The 24,348-nt window shown below is 72.3% G+C and carries 21 protein-coding genes; 17 read left to right on the top strand and 4 right to left on the bottom strand.

Annotated elements, in window-relative coordinates:
* Positions 1 to 59: 59 nt before the first annotated feature.
* A complete protein-coding gene (locus ACZ7OY_RS01910) occupies positions 60 to 596 on the bottom strand; it encodes an HNH endonuclease (protein ID WP_162470012.1) in 537 nt (178 codons plus the stop codon).
* 325 nt (positions 597 to 921) lie between these two features.
* On the opposite strand from ACZ7OY_RS01910, the gene ACZ7OY_RS01905 reads away from it, so the two are divergent.
* The 16 genes from ACZ7OY_RS01905 to ACZ7OY_RS01830 all read left to right on the top strand — a co-directional run bounded on the left by ACZ7OY_RS01905 (position 922) and on the right by ACZ7OY_RS01830 (position 21,488).
* Positions 922 to 2,025, top strand: coding sequence for a mechanosensitive ion channel family protein (locus ACZ7OY_RS01905; protein ID WP_471909575.1), 1,104 nt, complete (start codon positions 922 to 924; stop codon positions 2,023 to 2,025).
* A gap of 74 nt (positions 2,026 to 2,099) precedes the next feature.
* Complete coding sequence (locus ACZ7OY_RS01900) at positions 2,100 to 2,468, top strand: Uma2 family endonuclease (RefSeq protein WP_471910351.1); 369 nt, start codon at positions 2,100 to 2,102, stop codon at positions 2,466 to 2,468.
* A 143-nt stretch (positions 2,469 to 2,611) separates the two neighbouring features.
* A complete protein-coding gene (locus tag ACZ7OY_RS01895) occupies positions 2,612 to 3,439 on the top strand; it encodes a hypothetical protein (RefSeq protein ID WP_471909574.1) in 828 nt (275 codons plus the stop codon).
* Positions 3,440 to 3,710: 271 nt separating this feature from the next.
* A complete protein-coding gene (locus ACZ7OY_RS01890; RefSeq protein ID WP_471909573.1) occupies positions 3,711 to 4,922 on the top strand; it encodes an ROK family transcriptional regulator in 1,212 nt (403 codons plus the stop codon).
* Positions 4,923 to 5,037: 115 nt separating this feature from the next.
* Positions 5,038 to 6,369, top strand: coding sequence for an ABC transporter substrate-binding protein (locus tag ACZ7OY_RS01885; protein ID WP_471910350.1), 1,332 nt, complete (start codon positions 5,038 to 5,040; stop codon positions 6,367 to 6,369).
* Positions 6,370 to 6,376: 7 nt separating this feature from the next.
* Positions 6,377 to 7,318 carry a carbohydrate ABC transporter permease gene (locus ACZ7OY_RS01880; RefSeq protein WP_471909572.1) on the top strand — a complete coding sequence of 314 codons (942 nt, stop codon included), beginning with the start codon at positions 6,377 to 6,379 and terminating at the stop codon, positions 7,316 to 7,318.
* A 2-nt stretch (positions 7,319 to 7,320) separates the two neighbouring features.
* Positions 7,321 to 8,214, top strand: coding sequence for a carbohydrate ABC transporter permease (locus tag ACZ7OY_RS01875; RefSeq protein WP_471909571.1), 894 nt, complete (start codon positions 7,321 to 7,323; stop codon positions 8,212 to 8,214).
* 7 nt (positions 8,215 to 8,221) lie between these two features.
* The gene (locus ACZ7OY_RS01870; RefSeq protein ID WP_471909570.1) at positions 8,222 to 9,487 is read left to right on the top strand and encodes a 6-phospho-beta-glucosidase; all 1,266 of its coding nucleotides are present in this window, start codon (positions 8,222 to 8,224) and stop codon (positions 9,485 to 9,487) included.
* A complete protein-coding gene (locus ACZ7OY_RS01865) occupies positions 9,478 to 10,449 on the top strand; it encodes an N-acetylglucosamine kinase (protein ID WP_471909569.1) in 972 nt (323 codons plus the stop codon). The genes ACZ7OY_RS01870 and ACZ7OY_RS01865 overlap by 10 nt, the downstream gene beginning before the upstream one ends.
* A gap of 257 nt (positions 10,450 to 10,706) precedes the next feature.
* Positions 10,707 to 12,104, top strand: coding sequence for a hypothetical protein (locus tag ACZ7OY_RS01860; protein WP_471909568.1), 1,398 nt, complete (start codon positions 10,707 to 10,709; stop codon positions 12,102 to 12,104).
* A 14-nt stretch (positions 12,105 to 12,118) separates the two neighbouring features.
* Positions 12,119 to 13,147, top strand: coding sequence for a glutamate ABC transporter substrate-binding protein (locus ACZ7OY_RS01855; protein ID WP_471909567.1), 1,029 nt, complete (start codon positions 12,119 to 12,121; stop codon positions 13,145 to 13,147).
* A gap of 78 nt (positions 13,148 to 13,225) precedes the next feature.
* Complete coding sequence (locus ACZ7OY_RS01850) at positions 13,226 to 14,551, top strand: hypothetical protein (RefSeq protein ID WP_471909566.1); 1,326 nt, start codon at positions 13,226 to 13,228, stop codon at positions 14,549 to 14,551.
* Between the two features lie 2 nt (positions 14,552 to 14,553).
* The gene (locus tag ACZ7OY_RS01845; RefSeq protein WP_471909565.1) at positions 14,554 to 17,085 is read left to right on the top strand and encodes a serine/threonine-protein kinase; all 2,532 of its coding nucleotides are present in this window, start codon (positions 14,554 to 14,556) and stop codon (positions 17,083 to 17,085) included.
* Positions 17,086 to 17,088: 3 nt separating this feature from the next.
* Positions 17,089 to 18,459: a PP2C family serine/threonine-protein phosphatase gene (locus tag ACZ7OY_RS01840; protein WP_471909564.1), complete on the top strand. Its 1,371-nt coding sequence runs from the start codon at positions 17,089 to 17,091 to the stop codon at positions 18,457 to 18,459.
* A gap of 111 nt (positions 18,460 to 18,570) precedes the next feature.
* A complete protein-coding gene (locus ACZ7OY_RS01835) occupies positions 18,571 to 19,920 on the top strand; it encodes a vWA domain-containing protein (protein WP_471909563.1) in 1,350 nt (449 codons plus the stop codon).
* 95 nt (positions 19,921 to 20,015) lie between these two features.
* Positions 20,016 to 21,488, top strand: a complete 1,473-nt coding sequence (locus ACZ7OY_RS01830; RefSeq protein WP_471909562.1) for an FHA domain-containing protein — start codon at positions 20,016 to 20,018, stop codon at positions 21,486 to 21,488.
* A gap of 94 nt (positions 21,489 to 21,582) precedes the next feature.
* On the opposite strand, the gene ACZ7OY_RS01825 is transcribed toward ACZ7OY_RS01830, so the two are convergent.
* Positions 21,583 to 22,569 (bottom strand): methyltransferase domain-containing protein, encoded by a 987-nt coding sequence (locus tag ACZ7OY_RS01825; protein WP_471909561.1) that lies wholly within the window; start codon positions 22,567 to 22,569, stop codon positions 21,583 to 21,585.
* A 109-nt stretch (positions 22,570 to 22,678) separates the two neighbouring features.
* On the opposite strand from ACZ7OY_RS01825, the gene ACZ7OY_RS01820 reads away from it, so the two are divergent.
* A complete protein-coding gene (locus ACZ7OY_RS01820) occupies positions 22,679 to 23,083 on the top strand; it encodes a globin (protein ID WP_471909560.1) in 405 nt (134 codons plus the stop codon).
* Between the two features lie 154 nt (positions 23,084 to 23,237).
* On the opposite strand, the gene ACZ7OY_RS01815 is transcribed toward ACZ7OY_RS01820, so the two are convergent.
* Both ACZ7OY_RS01815 and ACZ7OY_RS01810 read right to left on the bottom strand, forming a co-directional pair.
* Positions 23,238 to 23,921, bottom strand: coding sequence for a DUF8010 domain-containing protein (locus tag ACZ7OY_RS01815; protein ID WP_471909559.1), 684 nt, complete (start codon positions 23,919 to 23,921; stop codon positions 23,238 to 23,240).
* Complete coding sequence (locus ACZ7OY_RS01810; RefSeq protein ID WP_351603912.1) at positions 23,918 to 24,343, bottom strand: acyl-CoA thioesterase; 426 nt, start codon at positions 24,341 to 24,343, stop codon at positions 23,918 to 23,920. The genes ACZ7OY_RS01815 and ACZ7OY_RS01810 overlap by 4 nt, the downstream gene beginning before the upstream one ends.
* Between the last annotated feature and the right edge of the window lie 5 nt (positions 24,344 to 24,348).

The following is a 24,348-nucleotide window of genomic DNA, read 5'->3' as shown; positions in this document are numbered from 1 at the left end:
GCGCGGAGGGCTCCCAGGGCCGGATCAAGGGGGCAGGGCGAACGCAAAGGCCCGGATCATCAGGCGGAGATGCCGTCGATCCGGGCCATGGCGTCGTCCGCGCCGAACGGCTGCAAGTAGGGCAGCCAGCGCGGGTCCCTATGCCCGGTGCCGATGATGCGCCAGGCCAGGCCGGTGGGCGGAGCGGGTTTGTGGCGCAGCCGCCAGCCGATCTCGACCAGGTGACGGTCGGCCTTCACGTGGTTGCAGCGGCGGCAGGACGCCACCACGTTGTCCCAGACGTGTTTGCCCCCGCGGCTGCGCGGGATGACGTGGTCGACGCTGGTTGCGACGCCACCGCAGTACATGCACCGGCCGCCGTCGCGGGCGAAGAGCGCACGACGGGTGAGCGGAACGGGCCCTCGATAGGGGACCCGGACGAATCTCTTGAGCCGGACCACGCTGGGTGCGGGGATCGTGACGGTTGCGCTGTGCATGAAGGCGCCGGATTCCTCTAGGCAGACGGCCTTGTTCTCGAGGACGAGGATGAGCGCACGATGGAGCGGTACGACGCCGAGTGGTTCGTACGACGCGTTGAGGACCAGGACATGCGGCACGGATGCCTCCTTGTGCGTCGGCGGCGCGTGGCTCGCGCCGGGACGATCTGGAGTCAGTCTCCCCTCATGCCTGGTGAACGCGCCACCATGTCCCGGTAACGGGCTGGGAGTGTTTTCGACCACACGCCCGCGCGCGCCCGGAACAAGCCCTGCTCACGCCCGGGTGAGCGAGGTCTCTCCTTCGGGTATCGCGCCGAAGCACCCGCCGTGCCCCGTTAGTGTGGTGATTCTGTCCGTCCGGTGACCCTTCCGTGACCTTGAAGTGCGTGTCGACCCCTCGACCGCCGCACCGGACACGGCAGCACAGCACCTGGAGGTACCTGCAGTGTCCTTGCCCGCCGTCCTGCCGGCCGCCGGCTCCGCACCCTCGCCGACTCCCACACAGTCACCGACTGTGACGGTGCCGTCCCTCCAGGACGCCCAGGAGAGCGCGACGAACGCGGCCAGCTGGGTCGAGCAGAACTGGTCGACGTGGCTCGCGATCGGTCTGAGAGTCCTGCTGATCCTGGTGATCGCGATGGTGCTCAGAGTGGCGGTGCAGCGGGCGATCACCAAGCTCATCGACCGGATGTCCCGGACCGCGGAGTCGGTCGACGGCACTGCGCTGGGCGGGCTGCTGGTCAACTCCGAGCGGCGCCGTCAGCGCTCGCAGGCGATCGGCTCGGTGCTGCGCTCGGTGGCGAGCTTCCTCATCCTCGGCACGGCCGCCCTGATGGTGCTGGCCACCTTCGAGATCAACCTCGCCCCGCTGCTGGCCTCCGCCGGTGTCGCGGGCGTGGCGATCGGTTTCGGCGCCCGCAACCTGGTCACGGACTTCCTGTCCGGCGTGTTCATGATCCTGGAGGACCAGTACGGCGTCGGCGACCAGATCGACGCGGGCGTGGCCACCGGCGAGGTCATCGAGGTCGGCCTGCGGGTCACCAAGCTGCGCGGCGCCAACGGCGAGATCTGGTACGTCCGCAACGGCGAGGTCAAGCGCATCGGCAACCTCTCCCAGGGCTGGGCGACGGCCGGCGTCGACGTGACCGTGCGCACCTCGGAGGACCTCGACCGGGTGAAGGCCACCCTCGACGCGGTCGCCGAGAGGATGAGCAAGGAAGAGCCCTGGAACGAGCTCCTGTGGAGCCCGATCGAGGTGCTCGGCCTGGACAGCGTGCTGCTGGACTCGATGGTGGTCCGGGTCTCGGCGAAGACGATGCCGGGCAAGGCCCTCACCGTGGAGCGCGAGCTGCGCTGGCGCATCAAGCGCGCCTTCGACGAGGCCGACATCCGCATCGTGGGCGGCGCGACGGCCCTCGTGGAGGCGGAGCCGGTCGACCCGGCCGCGTCGGTCGCGGCCCCGTCGGCCTTCGCCAACGCGGACTCCCCGCAGTCGATGGCGACGACCCCGATCACTGCGCAGCGGGCGGTGGCGCCTCCGACGAAGTAAGCGGTACGGCAGGAGGGCGGCACCAGGAAGACTCCGGGTGCCGCCCTCCTGCCGTACACGGGGACGGCAGCACCCTGGCGCTGGTCGTCCCCGACTTCTACGTCCGCCGCCGCAGGCCGTCCGAACTCGACGAGGCGTACTCCAAGGCCCACAAAGGCCGGTACCCCATCGGCATGCTCGCCCTGGTCGGCGAGGTCACCTCCACCAACCACGAGACGGACACCGGCCCCAAGTTCCGCACCTACGCCGCCGCCAGCGTCCCCGTCTGCGTCCTGATCGACCGCCACACCGGGACGGCCCACTGCCACACGGACCCCGTCCTCCCCGGCGACGACCCCACCGAGGCCTACTACGCCACCGACGTCAAGGTCGACCTCGGCGACCCCCTGCCCCTCCCGGCCCCCTACCCCACCCTGGAGACGGCCCCGTTCCTCGCCGACTGAGCGGGAGCGGAGCGCGATCCATAGGGTCTTCACAGGGGGGCCGCATCGTCTCCGCATTTGAAGATCACCTAGTGTGCCCCTCGTTGCGGGCCTTGTTCTGGAGCGCGAAGCCGCCCGGGGCCCGCTGTCGAATGTGGGGACAGATGAACAAGCTCGCCATAGGCGCCGCCCTGACCGGCGCCCTGGCCCTGACCTGCCTGGCCGCGCCGCTCGCGTCCGCGGCCACGCCGAACCTGGTCTTCTCCGACGTGACCGTCAACAAGGGGAAGGCGATCGTCGTCGGCACCACCGCCACGGTGAACGTGCCGGTGACGTACAACCTGACCCGGCCGGCCGACCTGGTCATCGACAACAAGAAGACCTTCGCCGCGGTGATCCTCTACCGCGGCACCCTGAAGTCCGTCGCCAACGAGCTGGACCCGGAAGTCATGCCCACGTGCACGACGACCGCCACCACGGCCACGACCATCACCGAGCACTGCACCGAGACGATCCCCGTCGACCCGCAGGACTACCTGTACGAGGACGCGGACGCCGGCACCTGGAAGGCGGGCGGCCTGTACGCCCACATGGACGGCACCGTCTCGGACGACTTCCTCAGCTCCGAGACCAACATGGCGCTGTGGGGCAACCTGACGACCGCCAAGGTGCAGCGCGCGGCCAAGCTCACCGTCAACGCGACGCCGGAGCCGGTGAAGAAGGGCCAGACCCTCACCGTCAAGGGCGCGCTGACCCGGGCCAACTGGGGAACCGGCAAGTACTCGGGCTACGTGGGCCAGACGGCGACCCTCCAGTTCCGGGCCAAGGGCAGCAGCACCTACAAGACCGTGAAGACGGTGAAGTCCGGTACGTCCGGCGCGCTGTCGACCACGGTCAAGGCCAACGCCGACGGCTACTACCGGTACACGTTCGCCGGTACGTCGACCACCGCCGCGGCGACCGCCGCGGGCGACTACGTCGACGTGAAGTAGCAGCCGACATGAAGTAACGCCCGTACGGCACCCCCGTACGGCGTCGCACCACCGCAATGCCGCACCACCCCACCGCCCCCGCAGGCAACGGCTCCGTCGCCTGCGGGGGCGGTTTCTCTTGTGCCTCGGGGGCGGTTTCTCTTGACGCCCGCTTCTCCCCGGGCTTAGGTTCCTGCCACCGAATAGGAAACCTTCCTAACAGTGATCACGGGATGGACTTCCCGACCAGGTCGCTGAGAGGCTGGACGGCCGAGAGGCAGGTGTCGACCCCATGGCAGGAACCACCGGTACGCCGGGCACCCCGCGCGTCCTGCGCGCCATGAACGACCGTGCCGCGCTCGACCTCCTGCTGGAGCACGGGCCGCTGTCCCGCACCCGCATCGGCAAGCTCACCGGTCTGTCCAAGCCCACCGCCTCCCAGTTGCTGGCCCGGCTGGAGGCGGCGGGGCTCGTCCTGGCCACCGGAATCAGCGAGGGCCGGCCCGGCCCCAGCGCGCAGTTGTACGAGGTCGATCCGACCGCCGCGTACGCGGCCGGACTCGACGTCACCCCCGAACGCATCCAGGCCGCCGTCGCCGACATCACCGGCCGTACGGTCGGCGCGTACGAACTGCCCACCCCCGGCAGGAAGTCGGCGACATCGGTCGTGCAGCAGGTCACCGACGCGCTCGACGGCGCGGTGAAGGCGGCCGGGCTCGCCCGCGACGACGTCCACCGCGTCGTCATCGGCACCCCCGGCGCCTTCGACCCCAACACCGGCCGTCTGCGCTACGCCTCCCACCTGCCGGGCTGGCACACCCCGGCCCTCCTCGACGAACTCGCCGCCGCCCTGCCGATGCCGGTCGAGTACGAGAACGACGTCAACCTCGTCGCCGTGGCCGAGCAGCGGCTGGGCGCGGCCCGCGGCCACGCGGACTTCGTCCTGCTGTGGAACGAGGGCGGCCTCGGCGCCGCGCTCGTGCTCGGCGGCCGGCTGCACCGCGGCTGGACCGGCGGCGCGGGCGAGGTCGGCTTCCTGCCGGTGCCCGGCGCGCCCCTGGTCCGCCAGGTGACCAAGACGGGCAGCGGCGGCTACCAGGAGCTGGCCGGTTCGCAGGCGCTGCCCCGGCTGGCCCGGGAACTGGGCGTCACCCGGATCCCGTCCGGCCCGTACACCGAGGTCGCCGCCGCCCTCGTGGCCCGCGCGGCCGCGGCGGACGACGGCCCCGAGCGGCAACTCCTCGAGACGTACGCGACCCGGCTCGCCACCGGTCTGGCCTCGCTCGTCTCCGTCCTCGACCCCGAACTCGTCGTCCTCAGCGGTGCCTCGCTCACCTCCGGCGGCGAACCCCTGCGCTCGCTGGTCCAGGCCGAACTGGCCGAACTGGCCGCCGCCCGGCCCCGGCTGCTGGTCGGCGGCGTCACCGAACACCCCGTGCTGCGCGGCGCGTTGGAGAGTGCGCTGGCGGCCACCCGCGACGAGGTCTTCGACACCTCGCGCTGATCCCGACAGCCACCTCCGCCTCCCGCTCCACCTCCACCGCCTCCTGCTTCACCTCCACCGCCTCCACTTCCTCTCACCCCGCCCGTCCCAGGGAGATTCCGTCATGCCCGAAGTCATGCCCGTAGCGGTACGCAAGGCAGCGTTCGTCCTGACCGCGTCGGCGATCCTCCTCACCACCGCCTGCACCGGCCAGAGCGGTTCCGGCGCGAGCGACGACGCGTCGAAGGAGACGACCATCAACTTCTGGCACGCCTGGAGCGCGCCCTCCGAGGTCAAGGCCGTGCAGGCGCTGGTCGACGGTTTCGAGAAGAAACACCCCAACATCCACGTCGACGTCGTCGGCAACGTGACCGACGACAAGATCAACCAGGCGCTGCGGGCGGGCGGTGCCAAGGCGCCCGACGTCATCTCGTCCTTCACCACGAACAACGTGGGCAAGTTCTGTTCCTCGGGCGCCCTGACCGACCTCAACCCGTTCTTCGAGAAGTCCGGCATCGACCCCTCGACGACCTTCCCGAAGGCGATGAACGAGTACACCCAGTTCGACGGCGACCGCTGCGCGGCACCGCTGCTCGGCGACGCCTACGGCCTCTACTACAACAAGACCGCGTTCGCGAAGGCCGGCATCAAGAACCCGCCCCGGACCTGGTCGGAGTTCGAGGCCGACGCCAAGAAGCTGACGATCGCCAAGGGCGACTCGTACACACAGCTCGGGTTCATGCCGAACTACCACGGCTGGGAGTCGACGACCGAGCACTACTTCGGGCAGTTCTCCCCGACGTACTTCGACGCCGACGGCAAGTCCAACCTCGCCAAGGACCCCGCCTTCAAGGCCGGTTTCACCCTCCAGAAGAAGCTCGTCGACGAACTCGGCGGCTTCCAGAAGCTGGAGAAGTTCCGCTCCACGCTGGGCGACGAGTGGGGCCCCAAGCACCCGTTCCACACCGGCCAGGTCGCGATGCAGCTGGACGGCGAGTGGCGGCTGGGCATGGCCACGGAGGCCAAGCCGGACTTCGAGATCGGCGTCGCCCCGCTGCCCGTGCCCGACGACCAGGCGTCCCAGTACGGCAAGGGCTACATCACCGGCACCATCGCGGGCATCGCCGCCAACAGCAGCAAGCAGAACGCGGCCTGGGAGCTGGTGAAGTACATGACCACCGACACGGACGCGGTCGTGGACTTCTCCAACGCCATCCACAACGTGCCCTCCACGCTGACCGCCCTGAAGTCGCCGAAGCTGAAGTACGACCCGCGCTTCAAGACGTTCCTGGACATCGCCGCGAACCCGGCCTCGACCACGACGCCCGCCTCGATCAACGGCGGTGTGTACCTCGTGACGATCCAGCAGTTCGGCTACGACTACGAGAGCGGCAAGGCGAAGGATCTGACGTCGGGCCTGGCCGCGACGGCGAAGCAGATCGACACGGACATCGCGCAGGCGAAGTAGCGCGCAGATGAGCACTGTCACCCTGACGTCGAAGCGCCGCCGCGCGGCGCTTCGCAACCTCGCCTTCCTGTCGCCCTGGCTGATCGGCTTCGCGGTCTTCTTCGCGTACCCGCTGATCTCGACGGTCTACTTCTCGTTCATGCACTACGACGGCTTCAAGCCGCCGACCTGGAGCGGGACGAAGAACTGGACGTACGTCTTCGAGCACTACCCCCTCTTCTGGCCCGCCCTGCGCAACACCCTGTGGCTGGTCCTGGTGATGGTGAGCCTGCGCGTGGTCTTCGGACTGGGCGTCGGTCTGCTCATCACGAAGATCAAGACCGGTACGGGGGTGTTCCGGACCCTGTTCTACCTGCCCTACCTGGCCCCGCCGGTCGCGGCCACCATGTCCTTCGCGTTCCTGCTCAACCCCGGCACGGGACCGGTCAACTCGCTTCTGGAGAAGATCGGTGTCCCCGCGCCCGGCTGGTTCAACGACCCCGCGTGGTCCAAGCCGGCCCTGACCCTGCTCGCCCTGTGGGGCATCGGCGACCTGATGGTCATCTTCATGGCGGCGCTGCTGGACGTGCCGACGGAGCAGTACGAGGCGGCCGAGCTGGACGGGGCCTCGGCGTGGCAGCGGTTCCGCTACGTCACGCTCCCGAACATCTCCCCCATCGTGATGTTCGCCGTGGTCACCGGGGTCATCCAGACCATGCAGTACTACACGCAGCCGCTGATCGCGGGGAAGGTCGCCTCGGGCGTCATCCAGGGCGCGGGCACCCAGTTCGAGCCCGGCTACCCGGACAAGTCGACGCTCACCCTGCCCCAGCTCGTCTACAACCTCGGTTTCCAGCGCTTCGACTACGGCTCCGCATGCGTGGTGGCGCTGGTCCTCTTCGCCCTGTCGATGGTGTTCACCGCGTTCCTGATGCGGCGCCGCGGCGGTCTCGTCCAGGCAGGTGACTGACCATGGCCCAAGTACTCGACAAGCCGGTCGGGCTGACGGCCCCCGTCACGCCGGCCGGGCGCACCGCCCGGCGGCGGGCGATGCTGGAGTGGGTCGCCGTGCACGCCCTCGGGGTCGCGGCCGCCCTGTTCTTCGTCCTGCCGTTCGTGTTCGTGTTCCTGACCTCGCTGATGAGCGACACCCAGGCGCTGAGCCGGGACCTGGTCCCGCACACCTGGGAGTGGGCCAACTACCGGAAGGTCTTCGAGACTCCCGGCTTCCTGACCTGGTGGCGCAACACCCTGCTCTACGCCGGCGCCGGCACCGTCCTGACGGTCGTCTCGTCGCTCCCGGTCGCGTACGCCCTCGCCAAGTTCCGCTTCCGCGGCCGGAATCTGGCGCTGATGCTGGTGATCTCGATGATGATGCTGCCCCCGCAGGTCGTCATCATCCCGATGTACCTCTTCTGGGCGAAACAGCTCGGGCTGTCGGGCACGCTGTGGCCGCTGATCATCCCGATGGCGTTCGGCGACGCGTTCTCCATCTTCCTGCTGCGCCAGTTCCTGACGACGATCCCGAACGAGTACGTGGACGCGGCAAGGGTGGACGGCTGCGGCGAGCTGCGCACCCTGCTGAAGGTCGTCGTCCCGATGGCGAAGCCGGGCATCGCCGCGGTGGCGCTCTTTCAGTTCTTCTACGCCTGGAACGACTACTTCGGACCGCAGATCTACGCGTCCGAGAACCCCGGCGCCTGGACCCTGTCCTACGGCCTGGAGTCCTTCAAGGGCGCCCACCACACCGACTGGAACCTCACCATGGCCGCCACCGTGCTGGTCATGGCCCCCGTGATCCTCGTGTTCTTCTTCGCCCAGAAGGCGTTCGTCGAGGGCGTCACCCTCACCGGAGTGAAGGGCTGAACTACTCGTGAAACTCACCGTGGTCGGCGGCGGCTCGACCTACACCCCCGAACTCGTCGACGGCTTCGCCCGTCTGCGCGACACCCTGCCCGTCGAGGAACTGGTACTGGTCGACCCGGCGGCGGACCGGCTGGAACCGGTCGGCGCCCTGGCCCGGCGCATCTTCGCCAAGCAGGGCCATCCGGGCCGGATCACCACCACCGCCGACCTGGACGCGGGCGTCGACGGCGCCGACGCCGTCCTCCTCCAGCTGCGCGTCGGCGGACAGGCGGCCCGCGAACAGGACGAGACCTGGCCGCTGGAGTGCGGCTGCGTCGGCCAGGAGACCACGGGCGCGGGCGGCCTGGCCAAGGCGCTGCGCACGGTGCCGGTGGTCCTGGACATCGCCGAACGGGTCCGCAGGACCAACCCCGGCGCCTGGATCATCGACTTCACCAACCCGGTCGGCATCGTCACCCGGGCCCTGCTCCAGGCCGGGCACAAGGCGATCGGTCTGTGCAACGTGGCGATCGGCCTCCAGCGGAAGTTCGCCGCGCTGCTCGGCGTCGCCCCCGCCGATCTGCACCTCGACCACGTCGGCCTCAACCACCTCACCTGGGAGACCGCGGTCCGGCTCGGTGGCCCGGACGGCGCGGACGTGCTGCCCGCGCTGCTCGCCGAGCACGGCGAGGCGATCGCCGCCGACCTGCGGCTGCCCCGCCCGCTCCTGGACCGGCTGGGCGTCGTCCCGTCGTACTACCTGCGCTACTTCTACGCGCACGACGAGGTGGTACGGGAGTTGCGGACGAAACCGTCGCGGGCGGCCGAAGTGGCCGCGATGGAGCGGGAACTGCTGGCGATGTACGCCGATCCGGCCCTGGACGAGAAGCCCGAGCTGCTCGCCCGGCGGGGCGGCGCCTACTACTCCGAGGCGGCGGTGGACCTCGCGGCGGCACTGCTGGGCGGGGCGGGCAGCCCGTACCAGGTGGTCAACACCCTCAACAACGGCACGCTGCCGTTCCTCCCGGCGGACGCGGTGATCGAGGTGCAGGCCGCGGTCGGCCCGAAGGGCGCGGCCCCGCTGCCGGTCGCGCCGCTGGACCCGCTGTACGCGGGGCTGACGGCGAACGTGACGGCGTACGAGGACCTCGCCCTGGCGGCCGCCCTGCACGGCGGCCGGGACCGGGTCTTCCGGGCCCTGCTGGCCCACCCCCTCGTCGGCCAGTACGCGTACGCCGAGACCCTCACCGACCGGCTGATCGCACACAACCGGGAGCACCTCGCGTGGGCCTGACCGCGAGCGTCCTCGCCATCGACGCCGGCAACAGCAAGACCGACGTGGCGGTCGTGGCGGCCGACGGGACCGTCCTCGGCACCGCCCGCGGCGGCGGGTTCCGGCCGCCCGTCGTGGGCGTGAGGGCGGCGGTGGACGTCCTGGCGGAGGCGGTCGGCCGGGCGTACGCGGCGGCGGGCGTCGGCGAGGTGCGGCAGGTGTCGGCCTGTCTGGCCAACGCCGACCTGCCGGTGGAGGAGGAGCAGCTGGCCGCCGCGCTGCACGCGCGCGCGTGGGGCGCGTCGGTGGACGTCCGCAACGACACCTTCGCGATCCTGCGGGCGGGAGTGGCCGAGCCGCGGGGCGTCGCCGTGGTGTGCGGCGCCGGCATCAACTGCGTCGGCATGCACCCCGACGGCCGCACCGCCCGCTTCCCGGCGCTCGGCCGTGTCTCCGGCGACTGGGGCGGCGGCTGGCATCTGGCCGAGGAGGCCCTGTGGCACGCGGCACGTGCCGAGGACGGGCGCGGCGTCCCCACCGAGCTGGCCCGGGCCCTGCCCGCGCACTTCGGCCTCGACTCCATGTACGCGCTGATCGAGGCGCTGCACCTGGAGCGGATCGCCCAGCACCGCCGCCACGAGCTGACCCCGGTGCTGTTCGCCACGGCCGCCGGGGGCGATGCGGTGGCCCGCTCGGTCGTGGACCGTCTGGCCGAGGAGATCGTGTCCATGGCCACCGTCGCGCTGACCCGTCTGGGCCTGCTGGAGGAGGAGACTCCGGTCCTGCTGGGCGGCGGTGTCCTCGCCGCGGGCCACGCCCTGCTCGACGACGCCGTACGGGAACTGCTCGCCGCCCGGGCGCCGAAGGCGGTGGCGCGGGTGGTGACGGCGCCGCCGGTGCTGGGGGCGGCACTGCTGGGCCTGGACCGGGTGGACGCGCCGGCCGGGGCGCGGGAGAGGCTGCGGGCCCACTACGCGCCGTGAGGCGGGCGGTGCCGCCGCCGGCCCGCGGGCCCGGGAACCGAACGGATTCCCGCGGCGTATTCATGGGCAGAGGGTGCGGGGGTCCGGACGGGTCGCGACGCGGGACCCGGGTCTTGCGCTGCGATCCGATCAAGATCCGGCGAAGACCCGGTGCGGATGTCGGTCCCGGCAGTGATACTGGCGTCGACGGATGACCACGGGGGAGGTCAGCAGTGACTCAGGCACCGAAGGGCAGTGCGGCACCACCGAGTTCGGGCATGCCCACGACGCCGGTGGTACCTCACCGGGCCGCGCTCCGGCCCGGGGCCGCCGACCGGTCCGCGGCCGCCGCGCCGCCGCCGCGCGCCACCGCGTTCGTGGAGGGCGTCGACCGGCTGCGCACCGCCGCCACCACCGAACCGGGCCGGCTGCGCCTCCTCGGTGCCCTTCTCGCCGTCCTCGTCGTCGCGTTCGGCGCCGTCACCGCCTGGCAGATGACCGACCGCACGGCCGCGGCCGACGACGTCCTGCACAAGAGCCAGCCGCTCACCGCCGCGGCCGCCGACATCTACCGCTCGCTCGCCGACGCCAACACCGCGGCCTCCAGCGGCTTTTTGGCCGGCGGCCAGGAGACGGCCGCCTCCCGCAAGCGGTACGAGCAGGACATCGACACCGCCGCCGCGGGGCTGGTCAAGGCGGCCGGGAGCTCCGACCCCGGCTCCCCCGCCGCGGCGACCATCACCAAGTTGAACATCCTGCTGCCGGAGTACAAGGGCCTGGTGGAGCGCGCCCGTACGTACAACCGGCAGGGCTTCCCGGTCGGCGGCGCCTATCTGCGGTACGCGAACGAGAAGATGCAGGGCGAGATGCTCCCGGCGGCGCAGGACCTCTACACCAAGGAGAACCGCCGCCTCGGCGACGACTACGCGCGTGCCACGCCCTACCCCTGGGTGGCGATCGCCCTGGGCGTCCTCGTCCTGGCCGCGCTCGGCTGGGTCCAGCACCGCAACTACCGCCGTACCAACCGGGTGCTGAACCACGGTCTGGTGGCGGCCACGGCCACCGCGGCCGTCGTCCTGCTCTGGCTCGTCGTCGGCCACGGCGTGGCCCGCGCGCAGCTGAACGAGTCCTACGACCACGGCGTCCGCTCGCTGAACGTGCTGCACGACGCCCGGATCGCCTCCCTCAAGGCCCGAGGCAACGAGAACCTCACCCTGGTGGCCCGCGGCGCCGAGACGGTCAAGGTGGGCGACACCACCGTCGACGTCTACGACCACGACTTCACCGAGGACATGACCGCCCTCGGCAAGGGTCTGGCGCTGGCCCGGACGCTCGCCGACGACCACCAGGGCGCCGAGCCGGTCACCGCGGCCGTCGCCAACATGACGGAGTGGAAGAAGCGCCACGCCGCCGCCCGCGAGCAGGACGAGAACGGCAACTACCAGCAGGCGCTGGACCGGGTGATCGGCGACAAGGGCGCGACCGGCGAGTGCTTCGACAGTGTCGACGCCAACCTCGCCCGCGCCCTCGACCACGAGCAGAGCGAGTTCCGGCAGGCGGCGGGCGACGGCCTGGGCGCGATGAGCGGACTGCCGCTGGGCGCCGCCGTACTGGCCGTGCTGGGTGCGGCGGGCGCGGTGCTCGGTATCGGACGCAGGCTGTCGGAGTACCGGTGAGAGGGGGCGTGACGATGCATGTGCGACGAGTGCGGGCCGGCCTGAAGGGCTGGGGCGGGGTGGGCGCGATGGCGGTCGTCTGCGCCCTGGCCCTGGCGTTCGCCCTGCTGCTGCCGCTGGTCCGGCAGCACCACGACGACGGTGTCGGCCTGGGCGGGCCCGGCCTCGCCACCGGCGACCAGATGCGGGCCGAGAACTGCACGGCCCCGGAGAAGCAGACGCTGCCGCCTTCGGGTGCGGACGGCGCCACCATCGAGGCGATCAAGAACCGCACCGGCGAGAAGCGCAAGCTGATCGTCGGCGTCGACCAGAACAGCTACCGCTGGGGCTATCGGGACCCGAACAACCAGGGCTCCGCGCTGGAGGGCTTCGACATCGACCTGGTGCACCGGATCGCCCAGGACATCCTCGGCGACCCGGACGCGGTCCAGTTCAAGGCCATCCCCACCAACGAGCGCATACCGGCGATCAAGGACGGCCGGGTCGACATGATCGTGCGCACGATGACCATCAACTGCGACCGGCTGAAGGACGTGGCGTTCTCCGCGCCCTACTTCAAGACCGGCCAGCAGGTCCTGGCCCCCAAGTCGTCGACGATCACGGGCTACAACAGCACGCTGGCCGGGAGGAAGATCTGCACGGCGGCGTCCTCCACCGCGTACACCAAGCTCGACGAGGACAAGAAGGCGGGCCGTCTCGCCTCCTCCGTCGACATCTCCACCACCGTCCCCAACCAGCTCGACTGCCTGGTCCGCCTCCAGCTCGGCGAGGTCGACGCGGTGGTCACCGACGGCGCGCTCGCCGCCAGCCAGGCCGCCCAGGACCCCACGGTCGAGTTGAAGGGCGCCCCCTTCACCACGGAGTACTACGGCGTGGCGATGCGGCAGGACGCCGACGACCTGGTGCGCCGGGTCAACCAGATCCTGGTCGGCTACAGCGGCAACGGCTGGCAGGCGTCGTACGACACCTGGCTGTCGGCCACACTGGGCAAGGACGCGACGGCGTCGAGGCCGCCCGCACCGCAGTACCTGCGCACGAGCTGACCGCACGCCGACGGACACCACGAGGACCACGAAGGCAGCAGCAGACCCGAAACCCTATTCAGCAGCGAGAGGTGATCGATGGGCGTCACGGACCCCGCCGGGCCGGTGATGGACCGGGACGAGGTGGACCGTGCGCTGGCGCGGCTCGGCGCCGAGCACGAGGCGATCGAGACCTCGCTGCTCGCCCTCCAGGACCACGCGGGCCGCAGGCTCCTCGAAGGCGCCGCGCTCACCGGGACCACCCGGGAGCGCTGGACGTCCGCGGAGGCGTCGATCACGCTGCTGTGGGCGTACTTCGACGCCTACACGGACGCGCTGCGCTCGGCCCGGGAGATCCGCTCCCGCCGCCGCTGGTCCAGCCGCGAGGACCTGGTGGAGCTGACCGAACTGCTGCGCGGCGAGTCCGTCACGATCGCCGGCAGCGCGACGGCCACGGCGAACGCGCCGACGCTGTCCGGCCCGGGCCGGCTCAGCGAGAGCTTCTCGCTCGTCACGCTCGTGGAGCGGATGAACGAGCTGTACGCGTCCTCGCTGGACATGGTCGTCGCCGCCGACGCGGTCTGGTCGGCGCTGCCCGCCCGGATCGATTTACTGGCCGCGGAGCTCCAGCGCACCCGCAAGCTCGCGCACTCCGTGGGCGTGCGCCCCGGCGAGCACCCGGCGGGCGACGACCTGGAGCGGATCACCCACACCCTGACCGCCCTGCGCGAGCAGGTGGTGTCCGACCCGCTCGCCTACTGGCTGCCGACGCACGGCAGTTCGGCCCCGGGCGGCGGCCGGCCCGACACGACCGTGTACGACCGGGAGGCGCGCGCGCTGGAGGACGTGCGCCGGGAGATCGACGCCGTGCTGACGGTCCGCCAGGACGCCGAGCAGCGGCTGGTCAGACTGCGCGACGTGCTCTCCCGCGCGGACCGCACGCTGGCCGAGGCGCGCACCGCGCGCGGCGAGGTCCTCGCGAAGATCGCCGCCACCGAGGTGCCGGTGGTCGGCGGACCGCCGACCGTGCTCCAGGAACAGCTGGCGACGGCTGCCGAGTACCGCAGGCGCGGCCAGTGGAACCGGCTGTCGCCGCTGCTGGAGTCCCTGGAGCAGCGGGCCGAGGACGAGCTGCTGCGCGCCCGTGAGTCGCTGACGGCGGTCACCGCGCCCCTGGCGGTCCGCGCGGAGCTGCGCGGCCGCCTCGACGCCTACCGGGCTAAGGTCGCCCGGCACGGCCTCGCGGAGGACCCGTTCCTGATCGAGCGGTACGACGCGGCCCGCCGCATGCTGTGGAGCGCGCCCTGCGACCTGCGCGTCGCCGAGCAGGCCGTCCTGCGCTACCAGCACGCGGTCGTCGAGCTGCTCGGTGTCCCGCGCGCGGCGCAGCAGCGTGGACCGCAGGACCACAGGGGGGAGCAGTAGCCATGAGTCAGGCAGGTCAGGCGTGTCAGCGGCCGGGCTGCGACGGGTCGTACGAGGACATGGGCGGCGGCGAGCTGTACTGCGGCACCTGCGGTCTCGCCCCGGTCGTCCCGGCGGCGGCCGCGTCCGGCGCGATCGGCGGCAAGGGCTCGGCGGGCAGCGGCAGTTCGCGCACCGGTGCGGGCGCGGGCGGCAGTACGCGCACGTCGTCGCAGTCGTCGAGGTCGCGGCGCTCGGTCTCCGGGCGGCTCTCGCGCTCGGTGTCGGGCCGGACCTCGGGCCGCTCGGTGTCGGTGCGCAGCTCCGGTTCCGGCACCGGGAGTTCGGCGCGCAGCCGGCTCGGCGCCGGGCTGGTCGCGGTGCCGCAGGTGCCACGGCCCGACCCGCGGGCGATGGTCCTGGAGAACCCGGAGGTGCCCGAGCGCAAGCGGTTCTGCTCGCGCTCCGACTGCGGGGCGCCGGTGGGGCGTTCGCGCGGCGACCGGCCCGGGCGCACGGAGGGGTTCTGCACCAAGTGCGGGCACCCCTACTCGTTCGTGCCGAAGCTGCACACCGGTGACATCGTGCACGGCCAGTACGAGGTCATGGGCTGCCTGGCGCACGGCGGTCTCGGCTGGGTCTATCTGGCCGTGGACCGCGCGGTGTCGGACCGCTGGGTCGTACTGAAGGGCCTGCTGGACACCGGCGACGAGGACGCCCTGGCCGCGGCGGTCGCCGAGCGGCGCTTCCTCGCCGAGATCGAGCACGCCAACATCGTGCGGATCTACAACTTCGTGGAGCACCTGGATCAGCGCACGGGATCGCTGGACGGGTACATCGTGATGGAGTACGTCGGCGGCAAGTCGCTGAAGGAGATCGCCAACGAACGGCGCACCGCCGACGGCAAGCGTGACCCGCTGCCGGTGGAGCAGGCGTGCGCGTACGGCATCGAGGCGCTGGAGGCCCTCGGCCATCTGCACAGCCGCAACCTGCTGTACTGCGACTTCAAGGTCGACAACGCGATCCAGACCGAGGACCAGCTCAAGCTGATCGACATGGGCGCGGTGCGCCGGGTGGACGACGAGGAGTCGGCCATCTACGGCACCGTGGGCTACCAGGCGCCGGAGGTGGCGGACGTCGGCCCGTCGGTGGCCAGCGACCTGTACACGGTGGGCCGCACGCTCGCCGTCCTCACCTTCGACTTCCAGGGCTACACGAGCGTGTTCGTGGACTCCCTGCCCGACCCCGACAACATCGAGGTCTTCCGCCGGTACGAGTCGTTCTACCGGCTGCTGGTGCGCGCCACCGACCCCGACCCGGCACGCCGGTTCGCGTCCGCGCAGGAGATGGCGGAGCAGCTGACGGGTGTGCTGCGGGAGGTCGTCTCCCTCCAGACGGGACAGGCCAGACCGGCCCTCTCGACCCTGTTCGGGCCCGAACTGAAGGTGACGGACACGGAGTTGTTCCCGCGACTGGACGGGGACGTGTCGCGGCTGGGGGTGCGGACGGCAGCGGTGCGGCCGGCACCGATGCGGCGCTCCGTCCCCGCGGCCCGGACGGGGAGCGACCCCGTTCCCGGGGCCGGCCCCGGTCCGGTTCCCGTGACCGGACTCGTCCGGCAGATCGCCACCCCGGCCGCCGCGCTCGCCCTGCCGGTCCCGCACGTCGACCAGACCGACCCCAACGCCGGTTTCCTGGCGGGCCTGATGACCTCGGCCCCGGCCGAGCTGATCAGCGCGCTGTCGGCCGTGCCCGCCCCGTCCGTCGAGACCCGGCTGCGGCAGATCCGGGCCCGGCTGGAGCACGGCGACCCGGCGGCCGCGCTGAGTTCCCTGGGCGCGCTGGAGGAGGAGCGCCCGGACGACTGGCGGGTGGTCTGGTACCGGGGCGTGGCCGCGCTGGTGACCGGCGACCACGAGGGCGCGGCGCTCTCCTTCGACGCGGTCTACGACGCCTTCCCCGGCGAGAACGCCCCCAAGCTGGCGCTCGGCCTGTGCGCCGAGGTGCTCGGGCAGCTGGACAACGCGGCCGAGTACTACCGCCTGGTGTGGGCGACCGACCCGAGCTATGTGAGCGCCGCGTTCGGCCTGGCCCGCGTCCAGCTCGCGACCGGGGACCGCCGTGCGGCCGTACGGACGCTGGAGTCGGTGCCGGAGTCGTCCATCCACTACACGGCCGGCCGGGTGGCGGCGGTGCGCGCGCGGCTGCGGCAGCGGACGGCGACCTCCGCCGACGTGTCGTTCCCGGAGGATCTCAGCGCCGCCGCGGCGCAGGTCGAGGCGCTGGACGCGTACGGTCTGGATCCGACGCGGCGCGAGCAGTTGTCCACGGAAGTGCTCGGCTGCGCGCTGGACTGGATACTCTCCGGAGGCCGGGCTTCCGCCCCCACCGCCTCCGGGGAGCGGGCGCTGCTCGGCAGCGGCCTGGACGAACGGGGCCTCAGGTTCGGCCTGGAGCGCTCGTACCGCACGCTGGCCCGGCTGGCGACCGGCGGCGAGGAGAGGATCGACCTGGTGGAACGTGCCAACCGTTACCGCCCCCGGACGTGGGTGTAGGTGATGTCCCAGATGTCCCAGCAGGCCGCCCTGGCGCGATGCCCGAGCTGCGAGGAGCCGCTCGAGGCGGGCGACCGCTTCTGCGGTGCGTGCGGATACGACCTGTCCGCCGTGCCGCCGCAGCCGGACGACCATCCGACGCTCACCATGAACAGCCCGGCGCCGCACCCGGCCGCCACGCCGGCGCCACCGGCTCCCGAGGCTGCCCGGGCCCCGTCGGCTCCCGCGGCCCCGCAGGCCCCCGGGGCCCTGCCAGCTCCCGCGGTGCCGCAAGCCCCGTCGGCTCCCGCGGCCCCGCAGGCCCCCGTGGTCCCGTCGCCCGCCCCGGCGCCCTCGGCCCATCCGGCGGCCGTCCCCGCCACCGGCGTGCGCTTCGACCGGCCGCCGGAGCCCGAGGAGTACGCCCTCCAGGCGCCCGACCCGCGCGTGGCCGCCGAGCTCGCCGCGCCGGCCGAGGAACCCAAGGTGTGCGTCGCCTGCCGGACCGGCCGGGTCGACGACGACGGCTACTGCGAGGTCTGCGGGCACGCCCAGCCGCGCGAACGCGACCACATGGAGCAGGAGTCGGGCCCGATCGCCGCCGTCAGCGACCGGGGCCTGCGCCACCACCGCAACGAGGACGCGTTCGCCGTCTGCACGAGCGCGCTGCCCGACGGCTCCCCCGCGCTGGTCGCGATCGTCTGCGACGGCGTCTCCTCGGCGACCCGTCCCGACGACGCCTCGCTCGCCGCCTCCCGCGCGGCGGGCGAGTCCCTGGCGGCCGCCCTGCCGCGCGGCACGCACCCGCAGCAGGCGATGCACGACGCGATCGTCGCCGCCTCGCACGCGGTCGACGCGCTGGCCGGGGAACCGGAGACGGCCCGCGAGCACGCCTCGCACCAGAACGCGCCCGCCTGCACCCTGGTCGGCGCCGTGGTCACCACCGGACTGCTGGTCGTCGGCTGGGTCGGCGACAGCCGCGTCTACTGGGTACCGGCCGACCGCGGCTCACCGCCGGCCCGGCTGACCGAGGACGACTCGTGGGCCGCGCAGATGGTCGCCGCCGGCCTGATGAACGAGGCGGAGGCCTACGCCGACGAGCGCGCCCACGCCATCACCGGCTGGCTCGGTGCCGACGCCTACGAACTGGAGCCGCACACCGCCGCCTTCAAGCCGGACCGGCCCGGTGTGCTGGTGGTGTGCACGGACGGCCTGTGGAACTACGCCGAGGCGGCCGAGGAGATGGCCGAGGTGCTCCCCCTCGACGCCGCCGCACGGCCGCTGCACGGCGCCCGGGTCCTGGTCGGCCACGCGCTGGACGGCGGGGGCCACGACAACGTAACAGTGGCCGTGCTGCCGTTCCCCGCCCCGCCACCCGGGGCAGGATCGGCCTGAGGCCGCGAACCGGGACGAAGACACGTGCGTACCGACGGACCGGAGGGGACCGGTCCGTACCGAGACATCACCCCCGCGGACGTGGGGGCTCCTAGGGGGATTTGAGCAGGTATGGCCAACTTCTCGAAGTCCAACGTGCCGCAGTTCTCGGTGGACGTCTACCAGAACGAGTACCTCCCGGAGGGCGGTCGCGAGGTCAACGCGATCGTCACGGTCACCGCGACGGGCGGCGGAACGGTCGGCAGCGCGGCCTCGGCCCCTCAGGTGTACACACCCGGGCGGGGTCCGTCCGCGGGCGTGGCGATCATGGTCGACTGTTCGGGCTCGATGGACTACCCGGCCACGAAGATGCGCAACGCCCGCGACGCCACGGCCGCCGCCATCGACACCCTGCGCGACGGCGTGCACTTCGCGGTGATCGGCGGCACCCATGTGGCCAAGGAGGTCTATCCGGGCGGCGGCCGCCTCTCGGTGGCCTCCGCCACCACCCGCGACCAGGCCAAGCAGGCGCTGCGCAAGCTGAGCGCCGGCGGCGGCACGGCCATCGGCACCTGGCTGCGGCTCGCCGAGAGCCTGCTGTCCTCGGCCGACGTCGCCATACGGCACGGCATCCTGCTCACCGACGGCCGCAACGAGCACGAGTCGGCACAGGACCTCAAGGCGTCCCTGGACCACTGCGCGGGCCGTTTCACCTGTGACGCCCGCGGTGTCGGCACCGACTGGGAAGTGAAAGAAGTCACAGGGATCGCCTCCGCGCTGCTCGGCACCGCCGACATCGTCGCCGACCCGGCCGGACTCGCCGCCGACTTCACGCGGATGATGGAGACGGCCATGGGCAAGGAGGTCGCCGACGTCGCGCTGCGGCTGTGGACCCCGGTCGGCACCTCCGTCAAGTACGTCAAGCAAGTCGCGCCCACGGTCGAGGATCTGACCGATCGCAGAACCGAGGCCGGACCGCGTGCCGGGGACTACCCCACCGGCTCCTGGGGCGACGAGTCCCGCGACTACCACGTGTGCGTCGAGGTCCCGCCCGCGGGCCTGGGCCGGGAGATGCTGGCAGCCCGGGTCTCCCTGGTGGTCCCGCAACCCGGGGGCGCGAGCGCCCCGAACCCGGGCGCACAGGGCCTCGTACGGGCCGTGTGGACCGACGACATGACGGCGTCGACCTCGATCAATCCGCAGGTGGCGCACTACACCGGCCAGGCCGAACTGGCCCGGGCGATCCAGCAGGGTCTCGACCTTCGCAAAGCGGGCGATTTCGACGGCGCAACGGCCAAGCTGGGCCGTGCCGTTCAGCTCGCCAGCGCCTCCGGGAACGCCGATACTGCGAAACTGCTTGCGAAGGTGGTGGACGTGGTCGACGCGACGACAGGTACTGTGCGATTGAAGGCAAAGGTCGCGGAGGCCGACGAGATGACTCTCGAAACTCGGTCCACAAAGACTGTTCGTGTAAAGAAGTGACCTAGCGGAACACCGCAAGCAGCGAGCCTGGCCCCTCTCGGGGTCGGAGTAAATCCGGTCAGAGCGGCCGGAAAAGGAGAGGGGGAAGCGCCGACATGCCGACCTGCCCGAACGGACATCAGTCGGGTTCCGACGACTGGTGCGAGGTCTGTGGTCACCGCATGGCCGGTGCCGTGCCTCCGCCCCCTCCGCCGCCGCCCCCGCCGGGCGACTACGGCTTCCCGCCGCCGCCTCCCGGCCCCGGCGGTCAGCAGGGCCACGGCGGCCGGCATCTGTCCGCCGTGCCCAACGCCGAGCCCGAGCTCTGCCCCCAGTGCCGTACGCCCCGCGAGAACGGTGCGCCGTTCTGCGAGGAGTGCCGGTGGAACTTCCTCACCAACACGGCGACCTCCTACACCCCGGCCGCCCCGCGCCCGCCCGCGCCCGGCCCGGCCGTCCGCTTCCAGCAGCCGCCCGGTGGCCCGGGGGGTCCCGGTGGCCCGGGGGGTCCCGGTGGCCCGGGGGGTCCCGGTGGCCCGGGGGGTCTCGGTGGCCCCGGCGGCCCGGGTCCCTCCTTCGGCGGCGGTGACGCCTTCGACTACCAGAGCTCCCGGCCTTCGCAGGTGAACCGGCCGGCCGAGCCGATCCCGCCGTTCGGCGGCGACCCGTCGGCTCCGCCGTTCGGCGCGGACCCCTCGCAGCGGCCCGGACCGCCGCCCGGCCAGGGCGGTCCCGGTCAGCAGGGCCCCGGTCAGCAGGGTCCCGGCCGTCCGGGCCCGTCCGGGTTCCCCGGCTCCTCCGCGGCTCCCGGGTTCGGCGCGGACCCCTCACGGCCCGTTCCGCCGCCCACCGCCGGCGGCCCCGGCGGCTTCGGCGGTCCTGGTGCGCCCGGTCCCGGTGTGCCGAACGGCGCCGCGCAGATGTACCAGCAGTCCGGCCCGCAGGCCCCGCCGATGTTCCCGCAGGAGACGGGCCGTCCGCCGCAGGGCGGTCCCCAGCAGGGCGGGCCGTCCTTCGGCGACGACGACTGGGTGATCTCCCCGCCCTCCGGCAACGCTCCGGGCGGCGCCGGTGGTCCCGGTGGTCCGGGCGCCCCCGGTGCGCCCGGCGGCGGTGGTTACGGCTACCCGCAGCCCGGTGCGACGCAGGGCCCCCCGCCCGGCTCCGCCTTCCCGCAGCAGCCGGCGACCTGGACGGCGACCATCGGTCCGGACCGTACGTACTTCATGGCGATGATGCAGCGCTCCGGGCCCGAGGCCGCGGGCCTGAACCTGCCCGCGTACTCGCCCGAGCAGCGGCGCACGCTCACCGGCAACCAGATCACCATCGGCCGTCGTCGCCACTCCACCGGCGAGACCCCCGACGTGGACCTCTCGGTGCCGCCGGAGGACCCGGGCGTCTCGCACCAGCACGCCGTGCTGGTGCAGCAGCCCGACGGCGGCTGGGCGGTCGTCGACCAGAACTCGACGAACGGCACGACGGTCAACGGCTCCGAGGAACCGATTCAGCCCTTCGTGCCGGTACCGCTCCAGGACGGCGACCAGGTGCACGTGGGCGCCTGGACGACGATCACCATCCGGCGGGGCTGAGCGAGCCGGACCGGCCGACCGGCGGGAACGGCCGCCGGTTCGCCGGTCAGTCGGTCGGCTGGTCAGCCGGTTCGCCGGTCAGCCGGTCAGCCGGTCAGCCCGGAAGGGGCCATACGTACGGCCCCTCCGGGTCGTCCAGCCACGCCCACGCCGAGCCGCCGGCGACCGTGACGCCGTAGCGCTCGCGCTGCGGTGCGTGCTCGCGGTCCCACAGCGCGTACGCCTCCTGCGGATCGAGGCTGCCGCGGGTGAGCGTGAGCAGGAACCGGAGCAGTTCGTGGTCCCGGGCGGCCCGTGGCACCCCGCTCGTCGAGGCCGCCGCATCCGGCTGTGGGCGACCCTCGCCGCGCAGCGGCACGAAGTAGGCGGGCGTGTGCAGGAAGTGTCCCTCGGCGCGCTCGGCGTCCCGTACGGTCAGGGTGATCAGGCCGGTGGCCAGCGGCGCCAGGATCCGGGCACCGGGATCGCACTGGGCGAGCCAGGCGTGCGGGATCGACGTCAGCGTGCAGGTGGCGATGATCCGGTCGAACGGGGCCCGCTCGGGAACCCCGCGCGCGCCGTCGCCGGTGACGACGGCTGGGTGGTACCCGGCCGCCGCGAGGTGCTGCCGGGCCGCCTCGGTGATCTCCGGATACAGGTCGACGGTGGTGACCCGGTCCTCGCCGAGGCGGTACGACAGCAGCGCCGCGTTGTACCCGGTGCCCGCGCCGATCTCCAGGACCCGGCTGTCGTCCGTCACCCGCAGCTCGGCCAGCATCTGCGCCATGAGGGACGGCTGGCTGCTGGAGGAGACCAGCTCGCCGTCGCGCAGCCGGGTGGCGAGCGGGGCGTCGGCGTACGCGCCGCGCACCCAGCGCTCCCGGGCCCGCAGGTCGGGGTCCTCGCCCCAGCAGCGCTCGTAACCGCCCAGGGCGCCGACGTAGTAGTACGGCACGAAGAGGTGCCGCGGGACCGCCGCGAACGCCTCCCGCCAGGCCGGATCCGGGTCGAAGGCGCCGCTGATCCCGATCTCGCGCACCAGCGCGGCCCGCGCCGAGGCGGCGAGGTCCTCCAGGTCCTTGTCGAGCGCGCGCGTGCCCATAGCTCCACTGTCCTGCGCGACGGCGCCCGAGGCGAACCAGCTCCCGGTGGCCCCTTGGCCAGGTCCTAAGCCTTGAGTCCTCCGCCACCCCGTCTGAGACCATGGGGACGTGAAAGAGATTCGGCGCGGCACGCTTCAGGAGCAGACCTTCTACGAGCAGGTCGGCGGGGAGGAGACCTTCCGTCGGCTCGTCCACCGTTTCTACCAGGGAGTCGCCGGGGACCCGGTGCTGCGGCCCATGTACCCGGAGGAGGACCTGGGCCCGGCCGAGGAGCGCATGACGCTGTTCCTCATGCAGTACTGGGGCGGCCCCACGACCTACAGCGAGAACCGCGGCCACCCCCGGCTGCGCATGCGCCACGCCCCGTTCACCGTCGACCGGGCCGCGCACGACGCCTGGCTGAGGCACATGCGGGACGCCGTCGACGACCTCGGCCTGTCCGAGGAGCACGAGACGACGCTGTGGAACTACCTGACGTACGCGGCGGCCTCGATGGTGAACACGCCGGAGTGAGGCCCGCGGGCTGCCGGGCCGGACCCTGCCGGGGTCCGGCCCGGGAGCGCGGTCCGGCCCAGGAGCGCGGTCCGGCCCAGGAGCGCGGTCCGGCCCAGGAGCGCGGTCCGGCCCAGGAGCGCGGTCCCGCGCGGGCACGCGGTCCCGCGCGGGGTCAGCGGACGCTGACGCCCAGCGTCCCGAGTCCCGCCGTCCGTACGGCGATCGACCCGTACGGCGTGCGCAGCCGCAGCCACGCACCCGACGAGAACATCCCCAACTCCGCCTCGGCGGACGTCTTCACCGCGCGCAGGAAGCCCAGTGACTGGGCCGCGTGCACGACCCGCACCGGCAGCCGGGTCTCGCCCACCGTCCGGGACCAGATCTCCCGCCCGATCCGGTCGAGTTCGGTCCGGGTACGCAGGCCGTCCGGCAGCTCACCGGTCCGGGAACGGAACTCGGTGACGGCCGCGGCGACCAGGCTGCGCAGGCCGTCCGGCGCCGGCAGCCCCGGCTCGGCCTTCCAGCCGCCCCGCGGCGGCAGCACCCCCGCCCACGGCGGCCCGGTCACGGCGGCCGGGACGGTGGCCGTGGCCGCCTTCTCGTCCACCGACTCCAGGAGCTCACCGGCGGACACGGTCACGTCGAGCGTGGCCTCGAGCCCGTTCTCGTACGGCTTGGCCAGCCGCACCGCGCGGATGGCCAGCACCTCGAAGGACGGCGGCCGGCCGAACACCGCGAGTGCGGTGCCGGCCGCCTGAAGACGCACCGCCGCTCCACGGTCGTAGTGGAGCAGTCGGGAGAGGAAGGCCGCGAGGTCCGCCGCCTCCCCCTCGTCGGCGAGGTGGAGCACCGTCATGCGGCGACGGCCTCGCCCTCGTCGGCGCTCTCGTGGTCGTCCATGTACTCCTGCAGGAACTCCCGCTCCTCCGCGGTGATCCGCCGGGGCCGCTGCTGTGCGAAGTCGAACGGCACTATCACCGTCGAGGCCCGGACATAGACCTGGTCCGGGTCCTTGACCTCGTAGTTGATCGTGAAGGACGCCGCCCTGACCTGGGTGACCCACAGCTCGATGTCCACCGGCGCGTGCCGGTGGACGAGCTGGCGCTTGTAGTCGATCTCGTGGCGCGCCACCACCGACCCCTGCTGGAAGTCCTTGTCCGGACGGAAGAGGAAGTCGATACGGGCTTCCTCCAGGTACCGGAGGAACACCACATTGTTGATGTGCCCGTACGCGTCCATGTCCGCCCAGCGCAGCGGGCAGCGGTAGATGTGCCGCAAGATCG

This window comes from Streptomyces sp. NPDC107559, assembly GCF_055657365.1.
The sequence above is the reverse complement of the archived record's forward strand: the minus strand, read 5'-3'. Positions and strand labels throughout refer to the sequence as shown.